This is a genomic window from Pelagibius litoralis (assembly GCF_011683915.1).
In the GTDB taxonomy this organism is placed as follows: domain Bacteria; phylum Pseudomonadota; class Alphaproteobacteria; order Kiloniellales; family Kiloniellaceae; genus Pelagibius; species Pelagibius litoralis.
The window spans coordinates 74,297-89,646 of record NZ_JAAQPH010000019.1 but is presented as its reverse complement, the minus strand read 5'-3'; the positions used below and the strand labels follow the sequence as shown (position 1 = coordinate 89,646).

12 protein-coding genes are annotated in these 15,350 nt (G+C 66.3%); 8 read left to right on the top strand and 4 right to left on the bottom strand.

The genetic code is table 11. From position 1 onward, the window contains the following. The first annotated feature begins 342 nt into the window (after positions 1-342). The 4 genes from leuA to HBA54_RS21605 all read left to right on the top strand — a co-directional run bounded on the left by leuA (position 343) and on the right by HBA54_RS21605 (position 5,028). Positions 343-2,076 carry a 2-isopropylmalate synthase gene (leuA, locus tag HBA54_RS21620; RefSeq protein WP_167228563.1) on the top strand — a complete coding sequence of 578 codons (1,734 nt, stop codon included), beginning with the start codon at positions 343-345 and terminating at the stop codon, positions 2,074-2,076. A gap of 206 nt (positions 2,077-2,282) precedes the next feature. Then, on the top strand, positions 2,283-2,759 hold the full coding sequence (locus tag HBA54_RS21615; protein WP_167228561.1) for a GNAT family N-acetyltransferase: 477 nt from the start codon (positions 2,283-2,285) through the stop codon (positions 2,757-2,759). 236 nt (positions 2,760-2,995) lie between these two features. Continuing rightward, on the top strand, positions 2,996-4,339 hold the full coding sequence (locus HBA54_RS21610) for a TldD/PmbA family protein (protein WP_167228559.1): 1,344 nt from the start codon (positions 2,996-2,998) through the stop codon (positions 4,337-4,339). 95 nt (positions 4,340-4,434) lie between these two features. Next, the gene (locus HBA54_RS21605) at positions 4,435-5,028 is read left to right on the top strand and encodes a DUF2239 family protein (protein WP_167228557.1); all 594 of its coding nucleotides are present in this window, start codon (positions 4,435-4,437) and stop codon (positions 5,026-5,028) included. Between the two features lie 5 nt (positions 5,029-5,033). On the opposite strand, the gene HBA54_RS21600 is transcribed toward HBA54_RS21605, so the two are convergent. Further along, positions 5,034-5,978 carry a diacylglycerol/lipid kinase family protein gene (locus HBA54_RS21600; RefSeq protein WP_167228555.1) on the bottom strand — a complete coding sequence of 315 codons (945 nt, stop codon included), beginning with the start codon at positions 5,976-5,978 and terminating at the stop codon, positions 5,034-5,036. 198 nt (positions 5,979-6,176) lie between these two features. On the opposite strand from HBA54_RS21600, the gene HBA54_RS21595 reads away from it, so the two are divergent. Genes HBA54_RS21595 through HBA54_RS21580 form a run of 4 tightly spaced genes read left to right on the top strand, consistent with a single transcriptional unit; the run spans position 6,177 to position 10,675 of the window. Continuing rightward, a complete protein-coding gene (locus HBA54_RS21595) occupies positions 6,177-8,015 on the top strand; it encodes an ABC transporter ATP-binding protein (RefSeq protein ID WP_240932814.1) in 1,839 nt (612 codons plus the stop codon). Between the two features lie 35 nt (positions 8,016-8,050). Continuing rightward, entirely contained in the window at positions 8,051-8,782 is a 732-nt protein-coding gene (locus HBA54_RS29195; protein WP_167228553.1) for a lysophospholipid acyltransferase family protein, read from the top strand. Next, on the top strand, positions 8,769-9,755 hold the full coding sequence (lpxK, locus tag HBA54_RS21585; protein WP_167228551.1) for a tetraacyldisaccharide 4'-kinase: 987 nt from the start codon (positions 8,769-8,771) through the stop codon (positions 9,753-9,755). Before HBA54_RS29195 ends, lpxK begins: the two co-directional genes overlap by 14 nt. Then, positions 9,755-10,675: an LpxL/LpxP family acyltransferase gene (locus tag HBA54_RS21580; RefSeq protein WP_167228549.1), complete on the top strand. Its 921-nt coding sequence runs from the start codon at positions 9,755-9,757 to the stop codon at positions 10,673-10,675. The genes lpxK and HBA54_RS21580 overlap by 1 nt, the downstream gene beginning before the upstream one ends. Before the next feature lie 112 nt (positions 10,676-10,787). Here the strand turns inward: HBA54_RS21580 and HBA54_RS21575 are convergent, their stop codons facing one another. The 3 genes from HBA54_RS21575 to xseA form a co-directional block, all read right to left on the bottom strand. After that, positions 10,788-12,539 (bottom strand): CAP domain-containing protein, encoded by a 1,752-nt coding sequence (locus HBA54_RS21575; RefSeq protein ID WP_167228547.1) that lies wholly within the window; start codon positions 12,537-12,539, stop codon positions 10,788-10,790. Positions 12,540-12,960: 421 nt separating this feature from the next. Beyond that, positions 12,961-13,800, bottom strand: coding sequence for a M23 family metallopeptidase (locus HBA54_RS21570; RefSeq protein WP_167228545.1), 840 nt, complete (start codon positions 13,798-13,800; stop codon positions 12,961-12,963). 22 nt (positions 13,801-13,822) lie between these two features. After that, positions 13,823-15,274 (bottom strand): exodeoxyribonuclease VII large subunit, encoded by a 1,452-nt coding sequence (gene xseA, locus HBA54_RS21565; RefSeq protein WP_167228543.1) that lies wholly within the window; start codon positions 15,272-15,274, stop codon positions 13,823-13,825. Between the last annotated feature and the right edge of the window lie 76 nt (positions 15,275-15,350).

Sequence of the window (15,350 nt, the reverse complement as noted above, 5' to 3'; positions counted from 1 at the left end):
AGGGATATCTGTCGCTACGACTTATTGCCCCGGCCGCCTAGAAGCGCGCCGGATAAAGCCGTCGTCCGACAGTTCCGTCTCCTGAAAGAGGTTCGCTCCGATGAGCGTTAAACCCCGAAAAACCAACGATTTTTATGAGATTTCCGCACCCCTGAACCGTCAGGCGGGGACTTTTTGCCCAAAATTCGCCGGGGGCCTGCGACTTACCGGCGGCCGCTGCGCCCTCTCCGGCGCTGCAGCGGCCCTGGCCAGGACCCCGGCAAACCACGTCATTTGAACAATCAGGCCGGCGGGCCGCAGGACTTAAAGAGACCGCCCCGCCCGGCAAAGAGGAAGCAGACCATGACCCGCAAGACCCCGCCCAGCAGCCCCAACCCGGCCCCCAACCCTGCCGACAAATACGCCGCCTTCAAGCCCATCGACCTGCCGGACCGCCAGTGGCCCGGCCGGGTCATCACCGAGCCGCCGATCTGGTGCTCGGTCGACCTGCGCGACGGCAACCAGGCCCTGATCGAGCCCATGGACAGCCCGCGCAAGCGGCGCATGTTCGCCCTGCTGGTGGAGATGGGTTTCAAGGAGATCGAGGTCGGTTTCCCCTCCGCCTCGCAGACCGACTTCGACTTCGTGCGGGCGCTGATCGAAGAGGACCTGATCCCCGACGACGTGACCATCCAGGTCCTGACCCAGTCGCGCGATCATCTGATCGATCGCACCTTCGAGAGCATCGCCGGCGCCAAGCGCGCCATCGTGCATCTCTACAATTCGACCTCCACACTGCAGCGCCGGGTGGTCTTCGGCCTCGACCGGGCCGGGATCGTCGACATTGCCGTGAAGGGTGCCGAACAGATCCGCGATCTGGCGGCGGGGACGAACGGCACCGAGATCATCCACCAGTACTCGCCGGAAAGCTTCACCGGCACCGAGATGGACTTCGCCAAAGAAGTCTGCGAAGCGGTGATGGACGTCTGGCAACCGACGCCGGAGAAGAAAGTCATTTTCAATCTGCCGGCCACGGTGGAGATGTCGACGCCCAACATCTATGCCGACCAGATCGAGTGGTTCCACCGCAACATCAAGAACCGCGATTGCATCGTGTTGTCGCTGCACCCGCACAATGACCGCGGCACCGGCGTGGCGGCGGCGGAGTTGGGCGTGATGGCCGGCGCCGACCGCATCGAAGGCACCCTGTTCGGCAACGGCGAGCGCACCGGCAACGTCGATGTGGTGAACCTGGGGCTGAACCTCTTCACCCAGGGCGTCGACCCGGGCATCGACTTTTCCGACATCGACCGGGTCCGCGAAACCGCCGAGTACTGCAACCAGCTGCCGGTCCACCAGCGCCATCCCTATGCCGGCGATCTGGTCTACACCGCCTTTTCCGGCTCCCACCAGGACGCCATCAAAAAGGGCATGACGGCGATGAAGCAAAGCAATTCAGGCCTCTGGGAGGTGCCCTATCTGCCCATCGATCCGCAGGACGTCGGACGCTCCTACGAAGCCGTGGTGCGGATCAACAGCCAGTCCGGCAAAGGCGGCGTCGCCTATATCCTGCAGACCGAATACGGCCTGGACCTGCCGCGCAAGCTGCAGGCCGCTTTCACCCAGAAGGTGCAGGAAGAGGCCGATACCAGCGGCAAGGAGATTACCCCGCAGCAGATCTGGTCGCTCTTCGAGGAAACCTTCCTGACGCCGCGCCTGCCCTATGCCTTCGTCGAGCACCGCTCTGTGCCCGATACCCATGCCTCGGAGAAGCGGGTACTCACCGCAACGATTGAGGAGAACGGCACCCGCCGCGAAATCCAGGGCAGCGGCAACGGCCCCATCGCCGCCTTCGTCGACGCCCTGCGCAGTCACTGCGGCGTGGAGATCAAGGTTCACGACTATCACGAGCATGCCATCAGCTCCGGCGCTGACGCCAAGGCCGTGGCCTATGTCGAGACCGAAGCCGCCGACGGCACCATCTTCTGGGGTGTCGGACGCCACGCCAACATCGTCGTCGCCTCGCTGGATGCGGTGGTTTCGGCGGTAAACCAGATGGCCTCCGCCGAACCCAAAGCGCCGGGACAGGCCGCGTAGACCAACCCGAAAACGCTGAAATCCACCACACAGCCTCCGATAGAACCCGGGTGGATTTCGGCGGCCGCGGCCGGGACCGCGCCCGCGCCTACTACTGAAAAGTCTTTGGCAGCCCGGTCCATGGCGGGCTATGCAAGAGGTGGGAGAGAGAGGCTGCCGGCGGATTGGGGCCCGGCTGCAGCCTGACGGCATGAGGTTGATGCACCATGACCGGGCGTGTTCTCCGCCCCGCGCGGCCCGCCGAGTGCGGCGCCCTGACGGCCTTGGTGCTGCGCTCCAAGGCCTACTGGGGTTATGACCCGGGCTTCCTTCAGGCCTGCCGCCGCGGCCTCGCTGTAAAACCCAGGGATATCGCGGCCGGGCGGGTGGTGGTCCTGGTCGAAGAGGACACAGTTCTCGGCCTCTACGCCCTGATTCCCGATGAACGTCCAGGCGAAGCCCTCGTCGATCTGCTCTTCGTCGAGCCGGCAGCCATCGGTCACGGCATCGGCCGGGCGCTCTGGCAGGACCTGCTGGCCAAGGCGGCGGGCGAGGGCTTCACGCGCCTGAAAATCGAAAGCGACCCCTTTGCCCTGGGGTTCTACCGCGCCATGGGCGCCACGCTGTCGGGCAAGATCCGTTCGCCCATACAGGGCCCCAGCGGGGCCGAGCGCTTTCTGCCCCTGCTTTACTACGAGCTTTGAACTCTTGGCACCTTGCCGGTCCAAGGAAGACTGCCGCCTTCCTTGGGGTTGTCGGCATCGGCCCGCTCCCCCTCCCGGCCACCCATAGGATACTGGCGTTGGGTGGCCGGGAGGGGGAGCGGGCTGGAACCGCTTCGGCACGAGTCGAAAAGACCACCGTGTCTTCGGCGCGGATGCAACCAAGGGCGCGAGCCCCTATATTGGGAGGAACGACTGTTCCGCACCAGCGAGGCCCTATGACCGCGTCCGACGACTCCCTCTCCCTGCTCGAAGACCTGATCCGCAAAGCCAAGGCAAGCGGCGCCGACACCGCCGACGCCGTCCTCTTCGAATCGATCAGCCTGTCTCATGCCCAGCGCCTGGGTACGCCCGAAAAGCTGGAGCGGGAGGAAAGCCAGGATGTCGGCCTCAGGGTGATGATCGGCAAGCGTCAGGCCATCGTCTCCTCCACCGATCTCGGCGCCGCCAGTCTGGACGGGCTGGTCGAGCGGGTTGTCGCCATGGCCCGCGCCGTACCGGAAGACCCCTACTGCGGGCTCGCCGACGAAAGCGACCTGGCCAAGACGATTCCCGATCTGGACATCCTCGACCCCGAGGAGCCGCCCGCCGCCCTGCTGATCGAGCGGGCCCGTATCTGCGAAGAGGCCGCTATGGCGGTGGCGGGGGTCACCAATTCCGAAGGCGCGGAAGCAAGCTGGGGCCGGGCACGGATCGCCCTGGTCACCTCCAACGGTTTCGCCGGCACCTATGGCCGCTCCAGCCATTCCATGGGTGTCTCGGTGATCGCCGGCGAGGGGCTGGGGATGGAGAGCGACTATGAGTTCTCGACCGCCGTCTACGGCAGCGAACTGGAAGCCCCCGAGAGCGTGGGCCGCAGTGCCGGCGAGCGCGCCGTGCGCCGCCTCGGCGCGACCAAGCCGCAGACGGAAAAGCTGCCGATCGTCTACGACCCGCGGGTTTCGAACGGCCTGCTGCGCCATCTGGCCGGTGCCATCTCCGGCCCCTCCATCGCCCGCGGCACTTCGTTCCTGAAGGACAAACTGGGCGAACGGATCTTCGCCGAGGGCATCACCATCGTCGACGACCCGCACCGTCCCCACGGCCTCAGTTCCAAGCCCTTCGACGCCGAAGGCCTGGCGAACGGCAAACTCAACATCATCGACGGCGGGGTCCTGACCACCTGGGTCCTGGATCTCAGCTCGGCCCGGCAGCTGGGCCTGAAAAGCACCGGCCATGCCGCGCGCGGCACCTCCAGCCCGCCCTCGCCCTCGACATCCAATCTCTACATGGCGGCCGGCAAGGTCAGCCCGGAGGCGCTGATGGCCGACATCGACAAGGGCTTCTACGTCACCAGTATGATGGGCATGGGCATCAACGGCGTGACCGGCGACTATTCGCGCGGCGCTTCCGGCTTCCGCATCGAGAACGGCAAGCTCGGCGCGCCCATTTCCGAGGCGACGGTGGCCGGGAACCTGAAGGACATGTTCCTGAACCTGACGCCGGCCGACGATCTGGTGTTCAAGTATGGCGCCAACGCCCCGACCCTGCGCATCGATGGGATGACCCTGGCCGGCGCTTAATCCCTTTTCGCTTAATTTATACCCGGATAAAATTGACAAAGATTTTTATCCGGGTATAAACCTCCCGATCTGATCGATTTTCGGGAGGAAACACCGTGACCGGGTCTGATACCGGCCGCTTCACCGCCTTCGAAGGCCACAAACGTCTGGCCGCCGGGTCCTTATATGGGGTCACCCTGGCGGTGAAAGCCGCCGAGGAGCAGGGCGTCGACGCCCCCCTGCTGGTGTTTGAAGACTCGACCGGCCGGGTGGTCGAGGTCGATACCCGGGGCAGCACCGAAGACATCCGGGCGCGGCTCGCCGCTACCCCTCAACCCGCCAATCAGCCGGCACCGCCCCGCGACGGCCGGCGCCCCAGGGGTCGCCCCAAACTGGGTGTTGTGGCCGGCGAGGTCACCCTCTTGCCGCGACACTGGGACTGGCTGCGGAGCCAGCCGGGCGGCGCCTCCGCCAGCCTGCGCAAACTGGTCGAGGTGGCGCGGCGCAACGACCAGGCCTCTCCCAGGCGGGCACGGGAAACGGCCTACGGTTTCATGTCGGTGATGGCTGGCGATCTGCCGGACTTCGAGGAGGCGGCGCGGGCGCTGTTCGCCGGCGACCGGGAACGCTTCGGTTCCCTGATCGGCCGCTGGCCGGAAGACGTCCGCGACCACTGCCGCAAGATGACCGCCCTGGCCTTTCCCGCCTAGATTCTTTAGGCGAGGCCGGGGCCGGACGCCGTCACCATCTGAAGCGCATCGGGCAGCGAGCGGATGCTGACGGGAATGTGGGTGACGATGTCACCGTCGGCCTGCAAAGGGGCCCCCGCCTCTCCCTCGATGCGGATGTCCTGACCGGTTACGATCTTGAAGCCGCGCGAAACCGGCAGATTACCGCGCTGCAGCGCGACGGCATAGCGCAGGGTATTGAAGGGATCGCCGTAGCGGAACAGGCAGGCGTGGAGACACGGCTCGTCCAGACGCGCTTCCGGCGCCAGGAGAAAACGGCCGGCATAGAAGCGTCCATTGCTGACCACCACCGAGGCCGCCTCATAGGCCCGCCCGTCGATAGTGACCCTGAGCGGCGGCGGCTGGCGGCGGCACATCTGTCGGAGGCTTTCGACCACGTAGGCGCCCTTGCCGAGTATCCGCTTCAAACGCAGGTCGACCGCATCGACGACCCTTGCGTCGAAGCCGGCCCCCGCCATCAGAGAGAAAATACGCACCTGACCGTCGGCACCCCGGGCCTGGCCGAGGCAGACGGACCGAACGGCGCCCCCCGCGATAACCTCGGCAATCTGGCGCGGAACGGTCTGCAGGCCCAATTCCGCCGCCAGAACGTTGGCGGTCCCCAGGGGCAGAATGGCCAGCGGCGGCCGCACCCGCGGTTCCGTCAGGTCAACCAGCCCGTTCACCACCTCATTGATCGTACCGTCACCGCCGGCCGCCACAATCAGATCGTGTTCCGCCGCATCGGCCTCCGCGGCAAAGTGCCCGGCATCGCCGGGGCCGGTGGTCGGGCGCACGTCCATCGGACAGCCCAGGTCGGTCAGGTCGGCCAGAACCGCCTCAAACCGCCGGCGCCGGCTGCCGCCCGCCGTCGGGTTGTAAATCACCAACAGGCGCCTGGCAGCGCCCCTGTTTTGGATCGAATCGGTCATGAACGCCGCGATAATAGGGGGTTTGCCCGGCAAGTCTAACCCTGGGAATCGTCATCGCTCCATGGCCCGCCAGGGCCGGGAAAGAGAGACAAACCGGGCCTCTTGAGGCCGTGACCTTCTGCCGGGCGGCATGATAAGCTGCCCGTCCCATCAACGGTTCAATGGCTTGTCCGCCCCGCGGCGGCACAGCAGAGCGACTTGTCAGACAAAAACAAAAACCCGAAACGGAAAATCGACTTCAAGGACGAGTCGACCAAGGTTCTGGTCCGCCGTCTGGTGCGCGACTACGTGGCCGAACACAAGGTGCGGATCGCCTTTGCCTTGATCGGGATGGCGATCGTCGCCGCCACCACCGCCGGCTTTACCCAATTGATCAAGCCGGTGGTCAACGACATCTTCGGCGAGAGGCGCGCCGACCTGCTGGTTCCGATCGCGCTGACCACCATTGCCGTCTTCACCCTGCGGGGCTTTGCCGCCTACGCCCAGGCGGTGCTGATGAGCATTGTCGGGCACCGCGTCGTCGCCAAGATCCAACAGCAGCTTTTCGACAGCCTGATCGGTGCCGATCTGGCGTTTTTCCATCACAACGCCCCCGGTGCGCTGGTATCGCGCTTCATCAACGACGTGAACCTGCTGCGCAACACGACGTCCAACACCCTGACCGCCATCGGCAAGGACAGCCTGACCGCCGCCGCCCTGATCGGGGTGATGTTCTACGAAGACTGGCTGCTGGCGATGATCACCACGGTGATCCTGCCCATTGCGATCCTGCCCTCGGTGCGCGTCGGCCGTTCCATGCGCAAGGTTTCCGGCAAGAACCAGGTTCAGGTGGGGCGCCTGACCACCCTGCTGGACGAAGCCTTTCAGGGCATCCGCCACGTGAAGTCCTATGTCATGGAGCGCTACGAGTCCAAACGGGCGCGCGAGGCGATCGAAGAAGTCTTCGAACTCAACATGAAGTCGGCAAGGGTGAGCAACACCCTGCATCCGATTATGGAAGCGCTCGGCGGCTTTGCCATTGCCGCGGTGATCCTCTATGGCGGCAACGAGGTCATTGCCGGCAATCGCCAGCCCGGATCGCTCTTCGCCTTCATCTTCGCCCTGCTGCTCGCCTATGAGCCGCTGAAGCGCATGAGCAAGTTGAACGGCATGCTGCAGAACGGCCTGGCGGCGGCACAGCGGGTTTTCGAGGTGCTGGATCGCCAGCCCGAGATCCGCGACCCGGCCGACGCCCGGGAGATTGCGATTTCGGGCGGCACGGTCCGCTTCGAGGCTGTCCATTTTTCCTACGACGGCGCCAAGGCCGCCCTGCACGGAATCAACCTGGAGGCGCCGGCCGGCAAAACCGTCGCCCTGGTCGGGCCCTCCGGCGCGGGCAAGTCCACCATTCTCAATCTGATCCCGCGCTTCTACGATCCCGAACAGGGCAAAGTCACCATCGACAGCCAGGACCTGCGCGATGTCACGCTGGATTCCCTGCGCCGTTCGATCGCGCTGGTCAGCCAGGAGATCCTGCTGTTCGACGATACCCTGCGCGCCAACATCGCCTATGGCCGCCCCGGCGCCAGCGCCGAGGAGATCGAGAATGCTGCACTCTTGGCCGGCGCGCACGGCTTTATCAAGGAACTGACCGAGGGTTACGAGACCCAGGTGGGCCCGCGCGGCAGCAACCTGTCGGGCGGCCAACGTCAGCGGGTGGCGATTGCCCGGGCCATCCTGAAAGATGCGCCGATCCTGCTGCTCGACGAGGCGACCTCGGCCCTCGACAGCGAGTCCGAGCGTCATGTTCAGGCGGCCCTGAACAAGCTGATCTCCGGGCGCACCACCTTTGTGATCGCCCACCGCCTGTCGACCGTGGTCGACGCGGACATCATCTACGTGATGGACAAGGGACGTATCGTCGAGCAGGGCACCCACCGCGAACTCCTGGCCCGAAACGGTCACTACGCAAGGCTCTACGCGCTTCAGTTCGCCCAGCAGGAACCCGCCGGGCCGGCAGAAGAGGTGCCCGGCAACGACCTGCGCGTCCAGGCCTGAGCCCAGACCCAGATCAGAGTCGGCGGCAGCACCCCGTGAAAATCCTCAAGACGTGGTCTAAATCCGAACAGGCACAGTCGATCTTCTCGACCCTGCTCGCCGGGCTGATCTGGCTGTTCTATCTGACAGTGCGTTGGCAGCGGCGCATCGACCCCGAAACCCGCAAACTGCTGGAGGCCGACAAACCGGTCATCATCTGCTATTGGCACGGCCGCATGTTCTTACTGTCTGGTGCCTGGCGCAAACGCCCTAAGAGGCTTGGCTTCCTGAACTCGGGCCATCGCGACGGCCGGATGATGGCCAACGCCCTGATCCGGGTCGGCTATGTTTCGGTGTCGGGATCGAGCCGACGCGGCGGCGCCATGGCGCTGCGGGAGATGAGCCGCCTGCTGCGCGCGGGCACGCCGATAGCCATTACCCCCGACGGCCCCAAGGGCCCGCGCATGCGCGTGAAGGCCGGGGCCGTCAAGGCGGCGCAGATGACCGGCGTGCCGCTGGTCGCCTTCACCGGCAGCGCCGGCCCGCGCAAGCTCTTCAATACCTGGGACCGTTTCTGCCTGCCCCTGCCGTTCTCGCGGGCACCGGTCTATTGGGGGCCGCCGATCTATGTCGCCCGCGATGCCGATGCGGCGGAACTGGAGCGCTGCCGCCTGGCCATCGAACTAAGCCTCAACGATCTGACCAACGAGGCCGAGCGCAGCCTGGGGCAGGCCGAAACCGAGGCCGCCCTGCCCGGCGAAGGCAAGAATCGCCATGCAGGCACCTGAGTTCTGGGCAAAAGACGGCCTGCTGCCAAAGCTGCTTTCGCCGCTCGGCCTGGCCTATCACCTGGCGGGCGTCCTGCGCCGCGCCCGGGCGACTCCTTGGCAGGCGCCGGTCCCGGTCATCTGCATCGGCAATCTTGTCGCCGGCGGCGCCGGCAAGACGCCAGTCGCCCTTTCCCTTCTGGCCATCCTGCAGGCGCAGGGCCTGAATCCTGCCGCCCTGACCCGCGGCTACGGCGGCGGCGAAGCCGGCCCCCTTCAAGTCCGGCCGGGCAGCCACGACGCAGCCGCCGTCGGCGACGAAGCCCTGCTGCTGGCCGAAGCCGCCCCGACCTGGGTGGCACGCGACCGCGCGGCCGGCGCGCAAGCCGCGGCTGCTGCGGGGGCCAATGTCATCATTATGGACGACGGATTCCAGAATCCCTCTCTGAAAAAGGATCTCTCCTTGCTGGTGGTCGACGGTGCCTATGGCTTCGGCAACGGCCATGTCATTCCCGCCGGTCCCCTGCGCGAACGGCCCTCCGGCGGTCTGGCCCGCGCCGATGCGGTCGTGCTGATCGGTGATGGGCCGGGCAGATCCGATCTCGGGGCCGTCGGCGATACCGTGCCGATCCTCAAAGCCAGCCTTACCGCGACGGACGACATGCTGGCCGGGCGGCGGGTCTTTGCCTTCGCCGGCATCGGGCGGCCGGAGAAGTTCTTTCAGACCCTGCGCGACCTGGGGGCGGAGCTTGCCGGCGTTGAGGCCTTCGCCGACCATCAGCCCTACGACAGCATCACCCTGGAGCGCCTGCGCCTGAAGGCAAAAGCCTTTGACGCGGCGCTTGTCACAACCGCCAAGGACGCCGTGCGCCTGGGCCCCGAAGCGCCGCGCGACATCACCGTGCTTGACGTGATCCTGGCCTGGGACGACAAGGATGCCCTGCTCCGCTTGCTGGAGCGGTTGCCCTTTAACACGGCGAGGACGCGCGGTTAGTGCAAGCCTGGACCCACAAACATCGCCCTTGGCGCAGGGCCCTGCGCTGGTTTCGTCATGTCGCGGAAGGGCTGGCGCTTTTTCTGGTGATCGGGGTGTTCTGGATTCTGCCGGTCGACTGGGCCTCCAACCTCGGCGGCTGGGTGGCCCGCCAGGTCGGCACCCGCCTGTCGGTCAACCGGCGCGCCATCAAGCACCTGCAGATCGCCTTCCCCGGCATGCCGGAGAGCGAGTGCAGAACCATCATCGCCGGCATGTGGGACAATCTCGGCCGGCTGGTCGCGGAATACCCGCACCTCGGCACCATCGCCAATCCCAAATCGGGCCGCGTCGAGGTGCACAATGCCGAGCGCATGGTCGGCGTGCAGCAAACCGGCAAGCCCTTCATCGGATTCTCCGGCCACATGGCGAACTTCGAGCTGATGCCCGTTGTCGCCTACAAACACGACCTCAATCTCACGGTTGTATCACGGCCGGTGAACAGCCTGGTGATCCAGCGTATCCTGCTGTACTTCCGCGAACGGCCGACCGGCAATTGGGGCAAAATCCCCAAGGGCGTCGACGGCGCGCGCCAGGCGTTGAAGCTGTTGAAGCAGGGACTGAACCTGGGCGTACTGGTCGATCAGCGCACCAGCCAGGGTGTCGCCCTGCCGCTCTTCGGGCAGCCCGCACGCACCACCCTGGGCATCGCCAAGCTCGCCATCGACCAGGACCTGCCGCTGGTGCCGGTGCATATCGAGCGCCTGGGCGGCGCCCGTTTCCGCATTTCCCTGGAGCCGCCGATCAGCCACCCGCAGCTCGGCGACCGCCTGGAAGAAGCCAAGGCCATGATGACCGAGGTGAACCGGACACTGGAGCGCTGGATCCGCCACCGCCCGCAGGACTGGCTCTGGCTGCACCGCCGCTGGGACCGGCCTTAGATCGGATCATGTTTTGACGGAACCACTTCCTGGTTGCGCCAAAGCATTCAAAAAAAAAAGAGGCCGGGTCTCCGTTCGGGAAACCCGGCCCAGGTCCGCGAGCAGGAAGAGGCTACAGGTTCTCCAGACTCGTTGTGTCGGTATCGGGAAGCGCGCCGCAATTGGTAGGCGCTCCGCCGCCGCAAGACGCGTAGGACCAGGAAGGCGCTCCCGATCCGTCGGTCGACACCGCTTCGGCGCCCGCGGGTGACACATCCGCCGATTGCGCACCCGGCAGATCCGCGGGGATATCTGCGAACTGGCCGTTTCCGTTGTCCAACAAGTCACCCAGGGATATCGGCCCGGAGTCCTGGCCGCCGTCAAAGGCATCGCGAAGGAATGCCGCCACGTCCATGCCGGCATTGCCAGGCCCGGCCGCACTCTCCGCCACGCCCGGCAGGAAGATGTCATCCTGTTCGGCGGCGACCAGATCGGGCAGCGGGCAATCGGCGGGCGACATCTGATTCTCAGGCTCTGCTGTTGTCGGCTGTGGCTCGGCCTCAGCCATCGGCGGCTCCTGGGTTGGCGACGCCGGCGGCGCCGTCGGTTCCGGTTCAGCAACCGGTCCCGCATCGGGTTCCGCTCCGGTATCGGGCGGCTCCGGAGCATCAGGTTGCGCCTCGGGCGCCGGGTCGGGGGCCGGCACTTCGGCCACCGGCGCAGCAACCGGCGCCGCGCCCGGTGAAAGGGTGACCGTTTCATCGCCGAAGCGAATCAGCTCGATCCCGCTGAGCTGGTCGACCCCCTCGCCGCCGGAAAGCGCCGTCACCTGATCGCCCGCCGCAGAGATCTGATAGTCCGCCCGCGGCCCTTCATAGACAGCCGTATCCTGGCCGGCCCCGCCGATCAGCGTATCGTTGCCCATGCCACCGGTCAGGCTGTCGTCGCCCCCGGCGCCCAAGAGTTCGTTGTCGCCCTTGTTGCCGGCAATGTCGTTGGCCCGGTCGTTGCCGCCTGCCGTCAGATCCTCGACGCCCAGGAGTGTCAGCGCCGCAAGGTTGTTGCCCATCACGGCATCGCCGGAAACCGCCAGACGGTCATTGCCGACCAGATCGAGTTTCACGTTCTCATCCACGACGTCGAGGGTCACGGTTACCGGGGCGGCAAGGGAACCGCCGGAAAAGGTGACGTCGTAACTGCCGCTGTCGAGCGCCGCCTTATAGCCGCCGCTGGTGGTGGTCGTCGCGGAGTCAGCACCGCCCCCGGCTTTCTGGATCGAGAGCTGAACGCCCCCTTTGCCCTCACCCGGACTGTAAAACCCATCGCCGTCGCCGTCCTGATAGGCGACGCCGGTCAGGAAGTTGTCGTCGCCGGAGCGCGCATAGTTCTGCGTTGCCATCAAGGCGTTGTAGGTCGAGCCGGAAGTGAACTCGCCTTCCAGGATGCCCAGACCGACTTCGCGGAAGCCTTCACCCAGAAGGTTGGTTCGATGACCGGAACTTTCGAACAGCCCCTCGTGCGTTCCAAGGGTGGAGGCCTCGCCGGACAAATTGCCGGTCGTGCCTTCCCAGGCAATGTTTTCACCCCAGGACCAGTCACCCTGGAAGTCGTAGCCGGCAGCGCGCATCCGGTCGCCGGGGTCGCTGCCGCCTGCGCCGGTATGGCTGAAGGTATCCTGATCGAGCATCCAGCGGCTGTGGGCACGGGCCGCGTCGCTCAACTCTGAGTCAAAGGCGAGAGGTTGCTTTGCCTCCGCCGAGATCGTGCCTGCCGCAAGGCCTTCATTGAGCGAGATACCGAGCCGCTCCGCCTCACCGGCGGGGTCGAGCCGGGCGCGATTGATCAGCTCGAGTTGATATTGTTCGAGGTCACTGGGATTTGCCATGTACTGGTCCTTTCAACCACTCACCTTTCGGCCCCCTGCGGGGCCGCCAGGCGCGGGCAAGCCTTCCCCTCCCGCAGAGCCAAGGGCTGTGCAGCGGCTTCTCCCGATCGATTGCTGTTTGCCGGGGTCGGCCCCGGTCCGGCTTTCGACGCCCCGGGGAACGTAAAGCCGCAGCCCCGCGTTCCCCGAAGCACCTTCCCTGCAACGTCCCTGCCGTCGGTCAGCCGGCCGTTGCCTCAGGCGCTGTTATAGGTGGACCAACAGTCCGGCGGTGCGGCAAAGATCGAACCTGGAGAGGGCGGGAATGGCAAATACTGTGGCCGCCGTGAGGCAATTCCCGAGACACAGGAACGGCCCGGCCACGCGGCAGCTTTTACGTGTGGTTGTTCAGCCGACCCGGGGATGGGCCCGCCGGACCGCGCTACTGGCCCGCCGGTTTCTTCGCCTGCGGCATGGGGTCGACCAGAAGCGTCGGATCGATTCGCTCGTCGCGCCAGTTCATGCGCCAGTCGAGATGCGGGCCGGTGACCCGGCCGGAGGCCCCCATCAACGCCACCACCTCACCCTGACGCACGACCTGTCCTTCCACCACCTGAATCTCTTCCAGATGCAGGAAGGTCGAGCTCAGCCGATAACCATGGTCGATGATCAGGGTGGCGCCGCTGAAGTACATGCCGGGATGGGCCAGGGTAACGACCCCGTCGGCGGGCGCCATGACCGGCGTGCCGACCGGCCCGGCAACATCGACGCCATAGTGCGGCTGGCGCGGTTCGCCGTTCAGGATGCGCTGGGAACCGTAGACCCCGGAAATCGGACCGACGGCGGGCCAGATAAAGCCGCTGTCGAAGTCGGTTACCGCCCGGTCGGTGGCGCGTGCCTTGGCCGCCGCCGCCGAATCGGCACGAATACGCGCCAGCACCTCGTTCGGCGGCGTCACATAACCCTTGGCCAGGCCGTCGATGCGTTGAATCCGGTACTCGCGCTGGGCGACCTCCAACGCACGGGTCGTCACCTTGCCGTCGGGCAGCGTGACGGTGAGGATCGCGCCCGGCGGCGCGTCCCGCCCGAAACCGAAAACAAAGCGGCCGTCGCTGGTGACCGGCAAAGGCTCGCCATTGAGACTGGCCGTGGCGCCCGCTTCACTCTGCGCGAAAATCAGACCGCCCTGGGTCATCTCCCCCTTCAGTTCCAGCGCAGCCGCAGGCGCCGTGGCAGCCAGCCCGGCGAGCAACAACAAACCGGAAACCATCCGCCGGATCATAGCAACGATCCTTTTGATCGGATCATAGCAACGATCCTTGTGAGTCGTCGGAAGGGGGCTTTTTCTTCTTTGCTTTGGCCACCGGTTGGGCGGCCGGCCTGGCCGGTGCCCGCCCGCCCACAGCACCCGGCCCTTCGCCGCCGGTCGCCGTCGCCCGGCCCGCGGCAAACTCCAGCTCCAGCGCCAAGCCCGGAGTCACCGCTTCCGGTGTGGTAATCGCGCCCTCAGGCCCGCGCACCACCGCATAGCCGCGCTGCAGGACCTTGCGGTAGGAGATGCTCTCCAGCACCCGGCCCAAACCCTCAACCACAGCAAGGCGCTCGCCCAGCAGACGCGGCCGGACCGTCTCCAGCCGCCCGCCCGCGGCAGCCAGCTGTTCGCCCTTCACCGCCAGAAGCTGACGCGGATGCGGCAGGGCCGCCTCCAAGCGTGCGATCTGCGCCTGACGGTCTTTCGCCAATCTTTCCCAGGCGGCCTTCAGGCGCTCCGCCCGTTCATCCAGCCGCTGGGTCATTTCCTCCAGCAGGCGGCGCGGGTCGACCAGGCCGCGGCCCAGGCCCTCGAGCTGCGTCCGGCGCTCTTCGACAAGACGGCCTGCCGCCGCCGTCATGCGCCGCTCCAGATCAACCGCCTGCAGCCACAGGTCCCGGCGCACCGGCACCGCCATCTCAGCGGCCGCCGTCGGCGTCGGCGCGCGGCGGTCGGAGGCGAAGTCGATCAGGGTGGTGTCGGTTTCATGGCCGACGGCGGAAATCAGCGGAATGGCCGAACCGGCAGCGGCCCGCACCACCACTTCTTCGTTGAAGGCCCAGAGATCTTCCAGGGAGCCGCCGCCGCGGGCAACGATCAGCAGGTCGGGCCGCGGCACCGGGCCGGCCTGCGGCAGGGCGTTGAAGCCCTGGATCGCCGCGGCAACCTGTTCCGCCGCGCCCTCGCCCTGAACCAGCACCGGCCAGACCAGCACCCGGCGCGGAAAGCGGTCCGCCAGGCGGTGCAGGATGTCGCGGATCACCGCCCCGGTGGGCGAGGTGACGACGCCGATGATCTCGGGCAGGAACGGCAGGGCGCGCTTGCGGGCTTCATCGAAGAGCCCCTCTTCCGCCAGCTTGCGGCGGCGGTCTTCCAGCAGCTTCAGCAAGGCCCCCTGGCCCGCCAGTTCCAGGGAATCGATGACGATCTGATACTTGGAGCGTCCGGGATAGCTGGTGATGCGTCCGGAGACGATAACTTCCATGCCGTCTTCCGGCTGGATCGACAGCTTGCTGGCCATGCCGCGCCAGCAGACCCCATCCAGCACCGCGTTCTCGTCCTTCAATGCCAGGTAGAGGTGGCCGGAGGCGGCCCGCTTGAAGCCGGAAACCTCGCCGCGCACCCGCACCCGCTCAAAGGTGCCCTCAAGGGTCCGCTTGACCGCCTGGGAGACCTCGGATACCGAGAACTCCGGGACGTTGCTGACAGGAGGATTTGCGGGCAAAGCTGCTCTTCCTAGGGAAATTTCGGGTCGTCGTCTGGAGTCGCTATGCTACAAGAGCGCCGCGGCGGAGACCATG

Bases quoted from the DNA above. Each gene is read 5' to 3' on its own strand.
- HBA54_RS21615 (WP_167228561.1), top strand. From the start codon at position 2,283: ATGACCGGGCGTGTTCTCCGCCCCGCGCGGCCCGCCGAGTGCGGCGCC.
- HBA54_RS21610 (WP_167228559.1), top strand. From the start codon at position 2,996: ATGACCGCGTCCGACGACTCCCTCTCCCTGCTCGAAGACCTGATCCGC.
- HBA54_RS21575 (WP_167228547.1), bottom strand. From the start codon at position 12,539: ATGGCAAATCCCAGTGACCTCGAACAATATCAACTCGAGCTGATCAAT.
- HBA54_RS21600 (WP_167228555.1), bottom strand. From the start codon at position 5,978: ATGACCGATTCGATCCAAAACAGGGGCGCTGCCAGGCGCCTGTTGGTG.
- leuA (WP_167228563.1), top strand. From the start codon at position 343: ATGACCCGCAAGACCCCGCCCAGCAGCCCCAACCCGGCCCCCAACCCT.
- lpxK (WP_167228551.1), top strand. From the start codon at position 8,769: ATGCAGGCACCTGAGTTCTGGGCAAAAGACGGCCTGCTGCCAAAGCTG.
- HBA54_RS21570 (WP_167228545.1), bottom strand. From the start codon at position 13,800: ATGATCCGGCGGATGGTTTCCGGTTTGTTGTTGCTCGCCGGGCTGGCT.